A 15,864-nucleotide genomic window follows, 5' to 3' on the forward strand; every position below is an offset into this window, starting at 1 on the left:
AACAGGAGTACGCTTTTTTATATCACGAGTAGCAGGGCGAAACGTTGCCCGTAAATGTGAAAATAGTCACGTAATAGTTGCTGCTTTTACGTTATAGTGAGTGGTTAGTGGAGGGGTTATATGGCTAACGTAATTTCGAATGTGGCGCTCGTTCCGGGCATCTATGTGATGAAAATAGAGGGAAAGTTTAAAGGGAACATGGGGCAGTTTTACATGCTGCGCAGCGGGACAGGTTACCCACTGCTGCCCAGACCCATCAGCATTTATGATATCGGGGAAGAGAGTATTTCCTTTTTGTACCGGGTTGTTGGAGAGGGGACAAATTTGTTTTCCCAATTACAGCCTGGTCAGAAGATTCAGTTGGAAGGACCTTTCGGAAACGGTTTTCCGCAGGTAGAGGGTAGTTTGGCTTTGATCGGCGGTGGCATGGGTACAGCTCCGTTGCTATTGGCTGCAAAGTATTACCCACATGCGCACGTTTATCTGGGGTTTGCACAGCAAGCCTTCGGGGTTGAAGCGTTCGAAGCTGTGGCGGCATCTGTACAGGTCAAGGTAGGGGGAAGCATCGTCGAACAGGTCGATCCGACGCTCTATGCAAATATGTTCTCCTGCGGGCCAACTCCGATGTTGCAAGCACTCGCCATGAAAACGGTGGATACGTCGTCCCGTTTATATATTTCAACTGAAAGACATATGGCCTGTGGTATTGGCGCATGTTTGGGCTGTACGATGCGCACCCGTGGAGGCAATCGGAGGGTATGTAAAGAAGGGCCTGTATTCCCGGTGGAGGAGGTGGAGTTCGATGATCTCCATGGCGTGTAATATTGCGGGTGTACCGTTCAAGAATCCGATCATCATGGCTTCCGGTACGTTTGGATTCGGACGTGAGTATGCGGAATTTTATTCTCCTGAATTATTGGGCGGCATCGTCGGCAAGGGACTAACCCTGCATCCGAAGGCTGGTAATACGGGATCACGAATACAGGAGACAGCATCGGGCATGCTCAATAGTGTGGGGCTGGAGAATCCGGGTGTTGCCGCCTTTTTGAAGGATGAGCTGGATGATATGACTCACTGGAACACGGCTGTTATTGCCAACGTGGGCGGTTCCAATCTGGAGGAATATGTTCAGGCCGTAGCGATGATTACTGAAAACGCGCAAAAACGACGCACGATGAACCGCAGAGGCGTTGATATGCTGGAATTGAACATTTCATGTCCCAATGTGAAGCAGGGTGGAATGCAATTTGGTATCCAGACGGAGGTAGCGCGGGAGGTCGTGCGTCAGGTGCGCAATGTGACGGCGCTTCCGTTGGTCGTCAAGCTGTCTCCAAACGCTGAGAACATCACGCAGATGGCGGTTATGTGCGAGGAAGAAGGCGCAGACGGAGTTTCGCTGATCAATACATTTTCTGCAATGAAAATAGATATACGCCGGCGTCGCAGTGTCTTCGCCAACACGTATGCTGGTCTTTCCGGCCCGGCAATTAAGCCGATTGCTTTGCGCATGGTTCACCAGGTGGCACAGGCGGTGTCGATTCCGGTGATCGGGATGGGCGGGATTAGCTCGGTGGAGGATATTATTGAATTCACCATGGCAGGGGCCGCTGCCATTCAGGTGGGAACGTACAACTTTGTCCATTTACATGCAGGGGCTGAGCTGGTACATGGCCTTGAACAATGGATGCAGCGGGAAAAGGTGCAGTCATTGGATGAGATACGGGGAATTTTGTAAATTTGGAACCTTTTTGCATACACTAATCCATATAGAACCGGCTTGTCTTTTAAAGACAAGTCGGTTTTATTTATTTTACTGAAATAATCAAGCTCAACTAGTGGTTAATATCGCACTTGTTCAAGATGAACGAAATTTGATTTTCCAGCCGATGAATGGCCTCCTCGGACGCCTGGTCGTTCGCACCTTGTTCCTGAAGCGCAGCGAGTTCCTGCTTGAGCTTATGAAGGTCTTGTCCTGCATTAGCGCAGTTGTAATTGCTTTCGAGATTGTCAATCATCCGATATCCTCCATTTCATTAGGTATACGTCCTTATTATGGAGAATTGATCTTTCCTTATTCAGCATATCGTTTTATTTCAGATAAAGGCTACGTTTGTTGTCGGTGGAGCGCGCAGAGCTTACAGAATAAGAAGGAAATTGTCAAACGATGTCGAATAACAAGGGATTATAGGGAAAGAGATAGGCTCTTATTCCTAATGGAGAGCTTAACAAAGAAGCTAGGTGATGGGGTTGCGGTTAAAAAGTAAGTCGAAACCGAGACGACAATTCAAAGTTTCGCTACAATTCATGATTATTATTTTGGTTGTTTTAGTTATCATTATTTCTTTAATTATATCCTTGCTTCTCATTCGTAATTTCGTGATTAACAAACATTTTGATAATACGAAGGAAAAACTTTCGGGTATTGCCAAGATGGTTGCCAGTGACAACGATGTTATTCGTAATGTCGAGCAGGGAACTCCTGTGAAGCAGATCCAAGACTACTCGCTTGGAGTCATGCATAACGTTAATGTGGATTTTGTTGTCATTTTGAACCACGATTTAATTCGGCTATCTCATCCGAATGCAACGATGGTTGGTAAACCGTTCTCTGATTTGAATGATGCCAGAAGAGCGCTATCCGGTCAGGGACATTTTTCTGAGAATATAGGTATTTTGGGCAAAGGTTACCGATATTTTACGCCGATATTTAATCAACAGCATGAGGTCATTGGCATTGTATGTGTAGGGCTAACCATGAGAACCTTAAATCATGATTTGATGCAGGCGCAGTATACCATTTTTGGAGGACTGATGCTGGGGCTCTTTAGTGGAGTTTTGGGCGCGATCATTCTGGCTCAGAAAATCAAAACGATTTTATTTGGGCTTGAGCCGCAAGAGATAGCAACACGATTGCGCGAAAAAGAAATTATTGAAAATGAGGTCGCTGAAGGAATTATAGCCATTTCGGCGGACAAGAAAATTATGCTCATGAACAAAGAAGCTCAGGCCAAGTACCAACTGGCGAACCAAGAGATGAAAGCCCCGATTGGCGAGCAGCTAGATACCAATTTTTATAACGTGCTCTTCAAGAGAGTGTTTGATGATAAGAAGAAGATCAAGGATCGCTCATTTTATGTGAATGGTATAGAAGTCATTGCGACAGTAACCCCTATATATATTGAAAATGAGTTTTTTGGGGCGGTTGCAACGCTGCGCGACCAATCCGAGATGATCCATCTTAGCAACCAGTTAAGTGGTACAAAATATTATATTAACTCCCTTCGCGGACAGACCCATGAATTTATGAACAAAATGCACGTAATATCCGGGCTGATTGAAATGAGGAAATATGCGGAGGTCAGTCAATATATTCAGCAGCTAAATCACCGGTATCAAGATGAGGTGGGCTTTCTGACTGAGAGAATTAAAGTTCCGGCATTAGCAGGTTTTATTATGGGTAAAATCAACGAAGCACGCGAACAGAATATTTCGGTTCTTCTTGCAGAAAGCTCGAATGTCTCTAATGTGGAGATGCAGGATATCGTTCATGATGTCATACACATCCTGGGTAATTTTTTTGACAACGCCATAGATTCCATCTTACAAAAAAAAGAACCCGGCAAAATTGAGCTGAAATTGAACTATGAGTGTGAGGGAAATGTATTCATTTTGAAAGTGAAAGATAATGGGTTGGGGATTGATTTTGAGATGCAAAAAAGAATATTCGAGCATGGATTTTCAACCAAAGGAGAAGACAGAGGCTACGGCTTGAATCTGGTTAAAACCATGGTGGAAAATCATCAAGGAATCATTGAGCTTGATAGCCAACCGGGTCTGGGAACAAGTATTTATGTAGAGTTGCCCTGTACATTGGAGGTGACAAATGAATGAAGGTTCTAATTGTTGAGGATGATCCGATGGTTGCTGAGCTCAATCAACAGTTTATCGAGCGCATGGACAATTTGGACGTTGTATGTAAGGCAGATACCGTCAAGAAAGCACAGGACTGCCTTCAAAAATGGTCACCGGATCTGGTATTACTGGACGTTTATTTACCTGGAAAAAGCGGATTAACTTTATTATCACATATGCAGGAGCATCAGTATCATGCTTCAGTTATTTTAATCACGGCTGCAAAAGATATTCAGACGGTGAAGGAAGCTGTTTTTTATGGTGTTGCAGACTATTTAATTAAACCCTTTACATTCGAACGCTTTAGACTGGCTGTTGAGAAAATTCAGCGTCTGGCCACGGTGATGGAGGAAGGGAACGGAATTAATCAAGCTGTTATTGACCATTATTTTAATAAAGAAGAGCATGCGGGTGTGGAAAAGAAAAAAACTGTTGAACATCCATCGCATAATCTATCGAAAAACCTGTCTAAAAATTTGTCCAAATTGACCATGACCACGATACTGAAGAGTATTCAAGAGCTGGACGGACCATTCTCGGTTGAAACGTTAGCCAGAGAAGTGGACTTGTCCCGTATCACGGTAAAAAAATATATTCAGTTCCTGGTGGACGATGGCTTTCTGGTTGAATCGATAGAATACCACAAGGTTGGCAGGCCGCTAATGCTCTATCAGTTGAATCCTGATATAAAAGAACCGCCATTTCCATTGTAATCTGGAAATAGCGGTTCTTTTTTTGTTCAACAAAGGTGCCGAGCTTCCTAATTATTTATTTCATAGAGAGGACAGGAAGTGGGACCAGGTTATCTGAAGAATGAGTTGTAACGATATCATGGAAGTTGTCGTAGCTAGTTTCAATCATGTTGGATAACGCCGTAACGGTATTCGAGCCAGCATGAGGCGTTACCAAAACTCTTGGATACAGCTCCACAAGCTTCTGGATCGTTGGGTCCGGGAGCATTTGCCATGGTTCAAACGCTTTGAAAAATAGTTCTTCCTCTTTAGGGAAGACATCTGTCCCAAATCCCTCCAAATGATTACTGAGTAAAGCGTCCAGAATGGCTTGATTATCTTGTAATTCTCCACGTGAGGTATTGATGAGGATAGAGCCCTTTTTCATTTTTGCTAAAAAGCCAGCATTAATCATTTGGTCGTTCTGTCCCGGCAGATAAGGAACATGCACACTAACGACATCGCTCTCTGCCAGTAGTTCATCCAAGGTTGTGAATGGAATGACTTCCTTGGCTGCGTCGGATTGGTACACATCATAGCCGATAACAGAAGCTCCTAATCCTTTAAACAATTTGGCCTCCGTCAGACCAATGCGACCAACCCCGATAATCCCAACTTTACAGTTATGGATCTCTTTGCTGAATGTATGCTCATCCACAATAAAATTTTTGAACGAGCTTTTGGTAGTCATATAAGCGGTGTGTCGGAACAGCATCATCGCTAAGGTCAAGGAGAGCTCGGCGATGGCATTCGGAGAGTAGGATGGCACGCGTGCCACCTTCATTCCGAATTCGCTGCAGGCATCCAAATCAATGTGGTTGATTCCGACTGTTCTGGTGAAGACATATTGAATGCCGTATTCATTGAATTTCGTGATATTTTCCCGATTGGCAGCACAGTTTCCTCTTAGCAGAACGGCATCGTGGTGTTGCGCCAATTCTGCATTGCTGGTGGTTAACAACTCTTCGACCAGCGTTAGTTGAAAGTTATATTTATTGAGATCCTGGAAATAGGGTGTCTCATAAGAACGGACACCATAGCAAATGATTTTTAACATGTTGTTTTCCCCCTGATTTAGAAAATACCAATTTTATCAATGACATTGAGCGTAATGATCCACACTGGAATCATGACGACAGAAGTGATAGTAGATAGAAGCGATGCATTAGAAGTTAATATGGCTTCCTTATCAAAACTGATGGCATAGGCTGCGGCTACGGTAGCTGTAGGAGTAGCCATCATGATGACAATAGTAGCTAAAGCGACAGAATCGACTGACAGAATATGAGATACAGTCAACAAAGCCAGCAAGACGATGTTAACAATAGGTACAAGCCAAACCTTAACTATGCTGTAATACCAAGAGGTCTTATCCGTAGCTGCCGACTTGAAGCTGATTTCCCCTAATGTCGAGCCAATCGATAACCAGGCTAACGGAGAAGCTAGTCCAGCAAGGTAGGTCATGGGCTTGAACAGCCAGACAGCGGTTTGATCAATTCTTAGAAAGGCGAACTGCTGAATGGCCCCATCCTCAGTAGCTACACTCATCTGTGGCAAATAACCTTGAAACAACCAAACAAACAAGCCTAGAAACGTGGCGATAACGATTGGATTCATAAACATGGTTTTGAGATTTTTAAGCTCCATTTTCAGACCGCTCATTTTGATATAGCCATAGGAGTATAAGAAAATGCGGTACCCTATGTTAAAAATGGAGCTGTACATCACTCCGGTAGGGCCGTAAATGGCTCCGACAATTGGAATCCCGAAGAAAGTCGTAGAACCGAAAATGGTTAACACCCGCAAAACATCCTGTTTATCCTTGTTGTAACTCAGGAAGAACGGTTTTGAAATAAAGATGAGAATAATATAAATTAGAACTCCCCATATTAAAACATTCATACCTTGTTTTAACATTGTAGGATTAATATCCTGCATGAAAGAATTAAAGGCTAGTGCTGGTAGAGCCACGGTTAAAACAACCTTGGATAGCATCTTTCCTACTGCTGCGTTAAAAATCCCCTTTTTACGGCAAAAGAAACCAAGAAGGATAATAAAAACGGTGGAAGCGATAGAGCTGACAATTTTGTTATCTGTTAAGGTCGCTGTAATCATTTCTAGTAAAGACATAGATAAAACCCTCTCTTGTACCTTTTTTCACATATATACCGATGCAAAATGTGACGATGCAATTCCCTGATCTTTTGGCCAAAGTGTTGGTTTGCACTTTTATAGTAAAATGACTTTGTGAAAAAAAGAACAATATCTAATTAATTTAACTTATGAAACTAATTTAAAAAATTTATACATTACCTCAGATGGCAAATGAAACGAGAGGGGACATCTTCACGGAATGATTATTTCTTGGCTTTGTGAGTGCTCATCAACATTCGTGCTATAATGTAAATCATTAAAACCCACTTGATTAGTGGGTTAAATAGAAAAGACGAGCAGGAGGGGCCGCATGAATCCGATACAACATATACTGGACGAATTTCAGCTGATCGTGCTGGACGGCGCAATGGCGACCGAGCTGGAGCGTCATGGACATGATCTGAACGATAGCTTATGGTCAGCTAAAATCCTCCATGAGCACCCGGAGTCGATCAAGCGTGTACATAGGGATTATTTTGAGGCTGGGGCAGACTGTGCGATTACTGCGAGCTACCAGGCTACCGTTGAAGGCTATGTAAAACGGGGCCTAAGCGAAAATGAGGCGCTGGAGCTGATTCAATCATCGGTGCGGATTGCTGTGCAGGCACGCGATGAGTTTTGGGCTGACGTGCTGGCTACTGCAAGTCAGCGACATCGTCCCAAGCCGCTAGTCGCGGCCTCTGTTGGCCCTTACGGGGCGTTTTTGGCAGATGGGTCAGAGTATCGCGGCGATTACAAGCTGAGCGAGGAACAGCTAGTGGAGTTTCACAGGCCGCGTATGAAAGCTCTGATTGAGGCGGGAGCAGATATTTTAGCTTGTGAAACGATACCCTGTCTGGTTGAAGCCAAGGCCATTGCCCGATTGCTGAAGGAATTCCCTGGCACGTATGCCTGGATCAGCTTTAGTGCAAAGGATGGACAGCATATCAGCAATGGTGAGTCTGCCGCAGCATGTGCTGAGTGGCTGAATGGGCATGAGCAAGTGGCTGCTGTAGGAATCAATTGCACTTTGCCGAAATTCGTTCCATCGCTTATTCACGAAATACGCAGCCACACGGATAAGCCGGTGGTGGTATATCCCAATCTGGGGGAGGAATATGACCCGGTCACCAAGACATGGCACGGCAGCACTTGTACAGAGACGTTCGGACAAAGTGCCCGCCAATGGTATGAAGCGGGAGCTCGTCTGATTGGCGGTTGTTGCCGGACTCAGCCGCTGGATATTGAGGAAATAGCATCATGGACGAGAGATGTATAAACGAGGATAAGCGTAGGGTAGGGATAAAGGTTATCTATAAGAGGTAACTGGATGGTCCGAAAAAGACAAGCAGGCTGAACCAAGTTGTGCTCCAGTAACGGAGGGGCTTGGTTCAGCCTGCTTTGTTTACTACCTTCGCCGATCCGGTCAGCTTTCTGCCAAACGTTCCAGCAGCGCGTCCCCATTGCGGCTCACCCGAATATGGGCAAAATGTGCGTTCTGTTCTACAGTACGTCCGGTTCCCTCAGGGATGAAATAATTCTCAATACCGTACAGAATACGAGAACCATACCATTGTCCATTTAGAACGACCTCATGACTGGTAAGTTTTTCACCTTCTTGATATAGGCGATCCGCGACGTATACTCCTTGGCTATCTGGTGTGAGAACGACTTTGACCTTGCCTCGGCTCCATTCCTCCTCCTGAAGAGGGGTCTTGGAAGGCGGGGTAGATATGTCGTAATTCAGTGCCACATAATCGCCTTGCAGCAGGGAGCGCGGGTCTATAGGAGCCAGTTTGAGCTTAATGGAAGCCCCTGTGGCGAGCAGGGTTTCACTTCTCGCCGTCTGATAGCCGATGATCCCCAGCTGTAGCACGATGACAATAGCGATGAGTAACGGGCTTAAGCGCATGAAGCTAAAGCTGCGGTGGTCGGCATCGAATGCTGCTTTGCCGCTATGGGCCACTCGCCGATCCGCCCACCAGGTAATTCCGAGCGCAATGACCCCCAGTAGCGCCAACGTAAAAGATTTATACAGTAGCGTCCACAATAAATCATAGTATTTGAAGCCGATAAAAATAAACCAGAAGACAACGCTCATGATGGTCTCCGATTTTTGCTTCAGACGGGCAAAGGCAAAGATCATCCCGGTAACGATAACAAAATAAAAAATGTTAATGAACATATAAGAGTGTGGAACGACATCCTCGAAAAACGTCGCCCAAAACAGGAACAGCAAGCTGAAAAATAATGAGCTATTCCGCAGATGTTCTTTTAACTCCGTCTTGAATTTAAAGTAACTTACCCCATATAACACGGCATTGACGATAAAAAGAGAGAAGATGATGAACTTATAGGTCCAGTTCCAACCATCCCACTCCTGATACTGCTGAAATAAAATGGTCGCCAGATTCAGGTTTACAAAGGTGTAGGCAAAAAACAACTGCCTTTTCCCCTTGGAGCGAAACCATCCAGCGATGGAAACGATCAGAAATAATACCGAAAGCAGCGACTGATCTGACCATAGAATGGCCGCCAAGCCTGTAATATAGCTAATGGTCAGCAGGGTGTAACGTATTACCGAATCCAGCTTGGATTCCGGTATGACAATCATCAAAATCATAAGCAGCAACGACACAACCAACAGTACATATTCGGTGTGGTTTACATTCGTGCTAATCATAATCAATCCGATGAGAGATATACTACCGATCAGCACTCCAACCACTTTGATTACACGGGATACGGTTTTGCTGATCCATTCACTGCCACGCTCCTCGGGAACGGTCGTCTCCGCATCGGATTTTGCGATATCCCCGTCTTCCCTATTGAATATCTCCCCTGTTTCCGGCGGTGTTTTCCCCAAACGATTCAAATAACGGAAAAACCACACGTTACCGGTCAGCAGCAGCGCCACAAAAATCAAACCAAAAACAAAAAACAGAGATGAGTAGTAAGCCTCTGCCAGCTCTATAAATTTAAAGACAGCAAAAGCGGAGAGCGCCAAAGCATTCAAGGTCAGTAGCGTTTTATTCAGCCGTACCTTGATAAATATATAAAATCCTAAAGCAATCACAGCGATATGCGGTATATTCATGACCAGGCCATACCCATCAAATGCAAAAGAGTTGGTCATCGCCAACATCGCTATATGAAAAACAGTAAAGCTCATATATTGTAGTGGAGCAGAATGTATACGATGAAGGAACGTCAATAGGAACAACAACAGATTAACCAGTGCGAACACTCCGGCAATGGACAACGATTCCAGTTCGCTATAAGATGCACTTTGCATCGTAGGGTAAAAATAAAGCCACAAACCAAGGTGAATTAGTACATAAGACAGCATATAAAAAGGATTGTAGCGAGTAATCCAGCTAAGCAGTAGAGCCGGCACCGACCAAATGAAAAACAATCCGTAGCTGTCGGCATGGGAATTGTAAATTTGACCGAGCAATGCTACAGAAACGCCAAAGGCTATACAGCCAGCCACCAAAAACATATTAGACAGAAAAGCTTGTTGACCGGGAACAGCGCGTATCCGTGCAAATACAAAAGACAAGCCATAGAACAGAACAATAAGCGCAGCAGCCAGTACAATTTTGACTGTCCGATCCAGTCCGCCCCAATTGGAGGCGAAAAAATAAATAATTGCGGCCAGTATCAGAGAGATGCCCAGCAGATAGCCCGTACGTATCGCATTGAATCGCAGCATGGATTTCACGTACCTTTCCTGTTGGTTTGATGCCTATTATAGCGTTGAAAGGGCTCAGAACCAAGTGGAAATTAGGATCAGGTCATAAAAAGGGAGCCACCGTATACTGTGGCTCTCTTTAACGTTACTGGATTCCAGCTAAGCGTTGACGGTACGAATCTCTTGCCGGGACTGATGTCGGAAGCGATACTCACGCGGTGGAATCCCTGCTGTTTTCTTAAATGCCTTGGAAAAGGTGGACATATCGGTATAGCCGATGGACTGGGCTATGATCGACAAATTGTAAGTCGTCTGCTCCAGTAATCTTTTGGCTTCGTTAATCTTGAGGTTTTGCAAATACTTGGCGGGAGAGATGAGGAAGGTGGAATGAAATTTACGTGAAAAATGCGCACGATCCACACCTACATGCTCGGCAATTTGCTCAATCGTAACACGGTCACAATAATGCATTTCAATGTAATCTTTCCCCTGCTGGAGCCAATAATCAGAGCATACAAAGTTGCGCAGCACGTCAGATGTGTTGCGGGATAACTCCTCGAAGATCTGATGCAGTGTAATCAAGCGGGCCAGATCGCTGCCCTGTCTGCTGTTGTCATTTACAATGGAAAACAGGTTGGAGATAAGTTCGAGGATTTCCTCGCTCACTGCGTTAGCCATAAATGGCGTAGAGGGATTAATTCCGATCCGCTCCAGCAATGCGAGGGACTTGGGTCCCTCAAAGGCAAGCCATACCTTTTGCAACGGGTGCTCGTGATCGGTGTAATATTCATGGGCAAGATGCGGAAAAAAACAGAATAAATCAGACTTGTGGACATGGTACTTCTGTTGCTTATAAATAAACTCAGCCTGACCTTCAAGTACAAAAATCAAATAAAAATAAGGAACAGCCTTGGGACCGACATGGCAGCTTGTTTTCGAAATATCCATACCTAGTCTGACAGGCCAAACGGCGCTGGATTTTTCCAGTTCGGTGGCTGTGAAATAATGGTCTTCCACGATGTCGAAGTGATCTTCATTTTTTGCTCTTTTCATAACTTGTCACCTCTCCTTTGGTGGAGATAAGGGAATTTTGATTTTATTGTATATAAAGGAAAGCATAATTACAAGTTAATTCATTGGAATTAAGGGTTATATAATTAAAACTAGGTATGCCAAAGGCTCCATGGCCGGTTTGAGACGATCCATGGAGCCTTTTAAGTTCTATATTATGAGATGGAGATTAGTCTATATTTATACGTTCAGGATTCCTTCTTTTGGAGTAACGTTGAAGGCTTTGGCCAGATCGGCCAATTCCTGATCTGTAATCCGTTGCTGAATATCATGGTGAGCAATGAGCATATAAATTTGCGCCGCTTTTTCAATCGTTTCAATCAGGCCAAACGCTTCATCAATGGAGCTGCCCGTTCCGAAAATGCCATGATGAGGCCATAATACAGCGTGATGATCCTTCATTTTTTTAGCCGTTTCGCGGCCGATTTCGCTGGAGCCCGGTACCATCCAAGGGATTACACCGATACCGTCTGGAAAGACGACAATACATTCGGTACACATTTCCCACAGTGTTTTGGTGAATTGGTTTTCGTCCAGACTATGAATGAAGGTCATGGCAATAACATGGGTGGCATGATTATGAATCACAACACGATGGTTAGGATCGACCTTCAAGCGCTCAATGTGGCCCATAAAATGGGAAGGTAACTCACTGGTAGGCACCGCGCCGTGTTTGAGGCCCCACAAGACTTCCAATTGCTCACCATCCTGGGAGACACGAAGGACTCCTAAGTTAGCTTCTGGATCTGCAATTACGTTTTTAAAATATTTTCCTGATCCGGTGACGATAAAATATTTACCAGCCAGTTCATTCACCGGGAAAGCAGGTTTAATCGTCCGAATGACCTGATGAATATCTATATATTTTGCAACCTCAGCTTCATCCAGAATATAGCTTACATTACCTCCATTGCGTTCATCCCAGCCGAATTTCCACATGTTTTGTGTAATTTCCGCCATCTCGCGAACAAATGGGATATCCAGTCCCGATTTTCGTTCTTTTTGATTCTCCAGCACAGTAGTCATGGATAATCTCTCCCTTTGTATGATATGAATATAAGCATTATCAGTGTAGTAGTTAACCGTTTTAGCAGTTACCGTTTTAGGAGTATGTGCTGTTCATAGTTCTTCACTTCGGTCAGCCATTCCTCACGAACGGGAACGTCGTTTTGAGCGCAATAGTAATCCCATATGGCACCAAACGGATACGATTTAAACTCTTCGACTAGAGCAAGACGAGTGGTGAAGTCTCGTTCCTCTTCCGCCTGCCTTAATGCTTGAATTGGTTCAAGCATAGCGCGAAGCAGCGCTTTGATCGTGTTGCGTGTTCCGATGACCCATGCTGCCACATGGTTGATACTTCCATCAAAGAAATCAAGACCGATATGGGTTCGGGAAAGCAATTCACCGCGAACCAGCTCACGGGCAATGTCCAGCAATTCGTCGTCCATCGTCACGACATGATCACTGTCCCAACGAACCGGTCTGCTGACATGAAGCAATAATTGGTCGGTGAACATCAGCACAGAGGACAGTTTGTTCGAAATGACTTCGGTTGGATGGAAGTGACCGGAGTCGAGACAGATGGATTTGCCGCGTGTCAGGGCGTAGCCCATATAGAATTCATGGGAGCCCACGACATAGCTTTCCGAGCCAATGCCGAACAGCTTGCTTTCAACCGCATCGATGTTGTATTCCTCGCTGATTTCCTCGCTAAAAATTTCGTCCAGCGCATCACGCAGGCGTTCTCTTGGAGCCAACCGATCAACCGGAGTATCTTTATAGCCATCCGGCATCCAGTGGTTTGTGACACAGGGCTGACCGAGTTCTTTGCCAAAATGCTCTGCAATCCTGCGTGATTTTTTGCAGTGTGTGATCCAGAAGTCACGGATTTCCGAATCCTTGTGACTCAGTGTGAAGCCGTCTTCCGCTTTGGGATGGGAGAACAAAGTTGGATTAAAATCAAGCCCGAGCCCTTGCTGTTTGGCCCAGTCTACCCAGTTCTGAAAATGGCGTGGCTCCAGTTGATCCAGATCCACTTGTTCAGTGGTGTCCGCATAGATTGCGTGCAAATTGACCTTGTGTTTACCCGGAATGAGTGATAGAGCTTTTTCTAAATCCTGACGCAGCTCCTGCGGCGTGCCTGCTCTGCCCGGGTAGCTGCCCGTTACGGCAATCCCCCCGCTAAGCTGTTTATCTTTGAACAGAAATCCTTGAACATCATCTCCCTGCCAGCAGTGCAGTGATATTTTGATTTGTGAAAGCTTCTGTAAAATGTCGTCAACTTGAATACCGTGGCGGGCATACAGCTTTTTCGCTTCGTTATAACTGGCTTCAATAGCTTCGTTCATGGCTTTACTCCTTTATTGAGATATGTGAATAGAGGATGTTGCTTGTATCTTGAGGCGCTCCCAGCGTTCCAGAAGCTCTTGCATGCCTTCCACCGATTGCGGCTCATATAGCCGAGTCGGAAAGGAGCGGGCGATGGTTCGGCCAGCAGCTTTGAGATCCTCAAGAACACCAGAGCTGATTAATTGCACGACAATATTGCCGATAGCCGTAGATTCGGAAGGACCTGCCTGAACCTCAATTCCCAAGAGATCGGCTGTTAGCTGACATAGTAATTCGTTGTTAGCGCCTCCGCCGACAATGTGCAATCTGGTAATCGTTTCGTCTGTTAAACGTTGCAGTTCGTGTAAGGCATCGCGGTAGCTTAAGGCCAGACTGTCAAAAATACAGCGGGCGAGTGAACCCGGCGTTCTGGGGCTGGGCTGGCCTGTTTCTTCACAGAATCGCTGGATTTCAAGGGTCATACTATTCGGGTTTAAGAAGGATGAATGGTTGCAGAGGACGAGACTGGCAAACGGCGTCTCTGCTGAAGCCAGTTCGGCCAATTCAGCAAAGCTATGTGCGGAACCGCCCTCTCTCCTAACTTCCTGAATCATCCACAATCCCATAATATTTTTCAGAAAACGGTACGTACCGTAAGCGCCCCACTCATTCGTGTAGTTCGCCTGCATGGCTGCCTTGGTATTCAAGGCCTCGGATCGTTCCATTCCCAGTAGTGACCACGTTCCGCTGCTAATATAAGCCCAAGATTCTTCCCGCTGTGACGGAACACCTGCAACAGCCGATGCAGTATCGTGAGTAGGCGCAAGAATGATCTGACAGTCTGGAAGATCGTATTTTTGAACAAGCTCCGGTAAAAGAGAACCCAGAACCCGTCCAGGCTCGGCAAGCTCTGAAAACTGATTGCGTCGCAGTTGGAGCAGGGACAGCAGGTCTTCATCAAACTCTCGGGTGTTCACGTTGAGAAGTTGCATCGTGGACGCATTCGTCATTTCATTGATCATGATGCCTGTCAAGCGATAGTACAGATAATCAGGGACCATCAATATTTTATTCGCCTGGGCAAGCTGTTCCCGATCATGGACGAACAGTTGATACAGGGTATTAAAGTTTAATTCCTGAATGCCTGTTTTCTCATACACAGCCTCTCGACTGATGAGCTGATGCAGCCTGTCGGGTGCATGGAGGGTACGTGCATCCCGGTAAGCGTATACCTCCTGAATGCGGTTACCTTTTTGATCAAGCAGCACGTAATCTACAGCCCATGTATCAATGCCGAGCGTACAGGAATGAATCCCTTTTTGTTTAGCTTTTTGCAAACCCTGAATAATCTCATTCAATAGTTCGTCGATATTCCAGTAATCGTGTCCGTCCTTTTCGGTAAAGGAGTTGTTGAAACGGTGAAGCTCTTGCAAGTGTAGCTGGTCACCTTGCAGAGTTGCACTTACGAGCCTTCCGCTTGAAGCTCCAATATCAACAGCAAGATAATTATTCATATCCAATCTCCTTGCATGGATAAAATACGGGCAGCCTGAAAGTCTGCCTTTTGTTTTCTTAACTAACTCCATACTACTTCCGTTTTTCTTTGTAGTCAACAGAAACGGAAGTGAAATTCGTGGTTTTACTTTTGTTTCCTAAAATTATAATTAAAATTAAGTGTTGTTTTGTATTTATTTTTGTTTTTTTACATCTGTTTTCTGTAATCAGGATTTTGCAAAACCCTCATAGATATACCTTGAACAAAGGTCGATGTGATTTTACGATATTCCAATTGTGGAAGGTTCTCCAAATGCCGCTGTCTGTATGAAAAATAGTCTTGAAACCGCCCGCCAGAGGGTGTAGTATACAAGATATCAATTTCATATGACTCGTATAATATTGGGGATATGGCCCAAAAGTTTCTACCGGATGACCACTGTAATCGTCCGACTATGAGTGATAGCGCATCGGCTTTGGATGAATGCGGGCATTTAT

General features: G+C 45.0%; 13 protein-coding genes and 1 riboswitch. Of the genes, 5 read left to right on the forward strand and 8 right to left on the reverse strand.

The annotated features are described in order from the left end of the window. Nucleotides 1-120: 120 nt before the first annotated feature. Entirely contained in the window at nucleotides 121-822 is a 702-nt protein-coding gene (locus tag C1T21_RS03040; RefSeq protein WP_103047159.1) for a dihydroorotate dehydrogenase electron transfer subunit, read from the forward strand. Then, entirely contained in the window at nucleotides 803-1,735 is a 933-nt protein-coding gene (locus tag C1T21_RS03045; RefSeq protein ID WP_103047160.1) for a dihydroorotate dehydrogenase, read from the forward strand. Before C1T21_RS03040 ends, C1T21_RS03045 begins: the two co-directional genes overlap by 20 nt. Nucleotides 1,736-1,832: 97 nt before the next feature. Here C1T21_RS03045 and C1T21_RS03050 read toward each other — a convergent pair whose 3' ends face one another. Beyond that, nucleotides 1,833-2,015 carry a DUF2524 domain-containing protein gene (locus C1T21_RS03050; protein ID WP_103047161.1) on the reverse strand — a complete coding sequence of 61 codons (183 nt, stop codon included), beginning with the start codon at nucleotides 2,013-2,015 and terminating at the stop codon, nucleotides 1,833-1,835. Nucleotides 2,016-2,241: 226 nt separating this feature from the next. Between C1T21_RS03050 and C1T21_RS03055 the strand changes: the two genes are divergently transcribed. Further along, complete coding sequence (locus C1T21_RS03055) at nucleotides 2,242-3,891, forward strand: ATP-binding protein (RefSeq protein WP_146032470.1); 1,650 nt, start codon at nucleotides 2,242-2,244, stop codon at nucleotides 3,889-3,891. Next, the gene (locus tag C1T21_RS03060; protein WP_103047162.1) at nucleotides 3,888-4,625 is read left to right on the forward strand and encodes a response regulator; all 738 of its coding nucleotides are present in this window, start codon (nucleotides 3,888-3,890) and stop codon (nucleotides 4,623-4,625) included. Before C1T21_RS03055 ends, C1T21_RS03060 begins: the two co-directional genes overlap by 4 nt. A gap of 55 nt (nucleotides 4,626-4,680) precedes the next feature. On the opposite strand, the gene C1T21_RS03065 is transcribed toward C1T21_RS03060, so the two are convergent. After that, complete coding sequence (locus C1T21_RS03065; protein ID WP_103047163.1) at nucleotides 4,681-5,700, reverse strand: 2-hydroxyacid dehydrogenase; 1,020 nt, start codon at nucleotides 5,698-5,700, stop codon at nucleotides 4,681-4,683. A 17-nt stretch (nucleotides 5,701-5,717) separates the two neighbouring features. After that, a complete protein-coding gene (locus C1T21_RS03070) occupies nucleotides 5,718-6,773 on the reverse strand; it encodes an AEC family transporter (protein ID WP_103047164.1) in 1,056 nt (351 codons plus the stop codon). Between the two features lie 334 nt (nucleotides 6,774-7,107). Here C1T21_RS03070 and mmuM point away from each other — a divergent pair, with 334 nt between their 5' ends. Next, nucleotides 7,108-8,055, forward strand: a complete 948-nt coding sequence (mmuM, locus tag C1T21_RS03075) for a homocysteine S-methyltransferase (RefSeq protein ID WP_103047165.1) — start codon at nucleotides 7,108-7,110, stop codon at nucleotides 8,053-8,055. 147 nt (nucleotides 8,056-8,202) lie between these two features. Here the strand turns inward: mmuM and C1T21_RS03080 are convergent, their stop codons facing one another. The 5 genes from C1T21_RS03080 to rhaB all read right to left on the reverse strand — a co-directional run bounded on the left by C1T21_RS03080 (nucleotide 8,203) and on the right by rhaB (nucleotide 15,386). Then, nucleotides 8,203-10,491 (reverse strand): GDYXXLXY domain-containing protein, encoded by a 2,289-nt coding sequence (locus tag C1T21_RS03080; protein WP_180984551.1) that lies wholly within the window; start codon nucleotides 10,489-10,491, stop codon nucleotides 8,203-8,205. 138 nt (nucleotides 10,492-10,629) lie between these two features. Further along, nucleotides 10,630-11,523 (reverse strand): AraC family transcriptional regulator, encoded by an 894-nt coding sequence (locus tag C1T21_RS03085; RefSeq protein WP_103047167.1) that lies wholly within the window; start codon nucleotides 11,521-11,523, stop codon nucleotides 10,630-10,632. Nucleotides 11,524-11,721: 198 nt separating this feature from the next. Beyond that, entirely contained in the window at nucleotides 11,722-12,567 is an 846-nt protein-coding gene (gene rhaD, locus C1T21_RS03090) for a rhamnulose-1-phosphate aldolase (RefSeq protein ID WP_023990992.1), read from the reverse strand. A 68-nt stretch (nucleotides 12,568-12,635) separates the two neighbouring features. After that, the gene (gene rhaA / locus C1T21_RS03095; RefSeq protein ID WP_103047168.1) at nucleotides 12,636-13,892 is read right to left on the reverse strand and encodes an L-rhamnose isomerase; all 1,257 of its coding nucleotides are present in this window, start codon (nucleotides 13,890-13,892) and stop codon (nucleotides 12,636-12,638) included. 12 nt (nucleotides 13,893-13,904) lie between these two features. After that, the gene (gene rhaB / locus C1T21_RS03100) at nucleotides 13,905-15,386 is read right to left on the reverse strand and encodes a rhamnulokinase (protein ID WP_103047169.1); all 1,482 of its coding nucleotides are present in this window, start codon (nucleotides 15,384-15,386) and stop codon (nucleotides 13,905-13,907) included. A 352-nt stretch (nucleotides 15,387-15,738) separates the two neighbouring features. Next, nucleotides 15,739-15,842, forward strand: a riboswitch (purine riboswitch). The last annotated feature ends 22 nt before the right edge of the window (nucleotides 15,843-15,864 follow it).

It is taken from the genome of Paenibacillus sp. F4 (genome assembly GCF_002894905.1).
In the GTDB taxonomy this organism is placed as follows: domain Bacteria; phylum Bacillota; class Bacilli; order Paenibacillales; family Paenibacillaceae; genus Paenibacillus; species Paenibacillus polymyxa_B.

What these genes read in the sequence shown, in the direction of transcription:
- C1T21_RS03040 (WP_103047159.1), top strand. Translation starts at nt 121, where the DNA reads ATGGCTAACGTAATTTCGAATGTGGCGCTCGTTCCGGGCATCTATGTG.
- C1T21_RS03045 (WP_103047160.1), top strand. Translation starts at nt 803, where the DNA reads ATGATCTCCATGGCGTGTAATATTGCGGGTGTACCGTTCAAGAATCCG.
- C1T21_RS03050 (WP_103047161.1), bottom strand. Translation starts at nt 2,015, where the DNA reads ATGATTGACAATCTCGAAAGCAATTACAACTGCGCTAATGCAGGACAA.
- C1T21_RS03055 (WP_146032470.1), top strand. Translation starts at nt 2,242, where the DNA reads ATGGGGTTGCGGTTAAAAAGTAAGTCGAAACCGAGACGACAATTCAAA.
- C1T21_RS03060 (WP_103047162.1), top strand. Translation starts at nt 3,888, where the DNA reads ATGAAGGTTCTAATTGTTGAGGATGATCCGATGGTTGCTGAGCTCAAT.
- C1T21_RS03065 (WP_103047163.1), bottom strand. Translation starts at nt 5,700, where the DNA reads ATGTTAAAAATCATTTGCTATGGTGTCCGTTCTTATGAGACACCCTAT.
- C1T21_RS03070 (WP_103047164.1), bottom strand. Translation starts at nt 6,773, where the DNA reads ATGTCTTTACTAGAAATGATTACAGCGACCTTAACAGATAACAAAATT.
- mmuM (WP_103047165.1), top strand. Translation starts at nt 7,108, where the DNA reads ATGAATCCGATACAACATATACTGGACGAATTTCAGCTGATCGTGCTG.
- C1T21_RS03080 (WP_180984551.1), bottom strand. Translation starts at nt 10,491, where the DNA reads ATGCTGCGATTCAATGCGATACGTACGGGCTATCTGCTGGGCATCTCT.
- C1T21_RS03085 (WP_103047167.1), bottom strand. Translation starts at nt 11,523, where the DNA reads ATGAAAAGAGCAAAAAATGAAGATCACTTCGACATCGTGGAAGACCAT.
- rhaD (WP_023990992.1), bottom strand. Translation starts at nt 12,567, where the DNA reads ATGACTACTGTGCTGGAGAATCAAAAAGAACGAAAATCGGGACTGGAT.
- rhaA (WP_103047168.1), bottom strand. Translation starts at nt 13,892, where the DNA reads ATGAACGAAGCTATTGAAGCCAGTTATAACGAAGCGAAAAAGCTGTAT.
- rhaB (WP_103047169.1), bottom strand. Translation starts at nt 15,386, where the DNA reads ATGAATAATTATCTTGCTGTTGATATTGGAGCTTCAAGCGGAAGGCTC.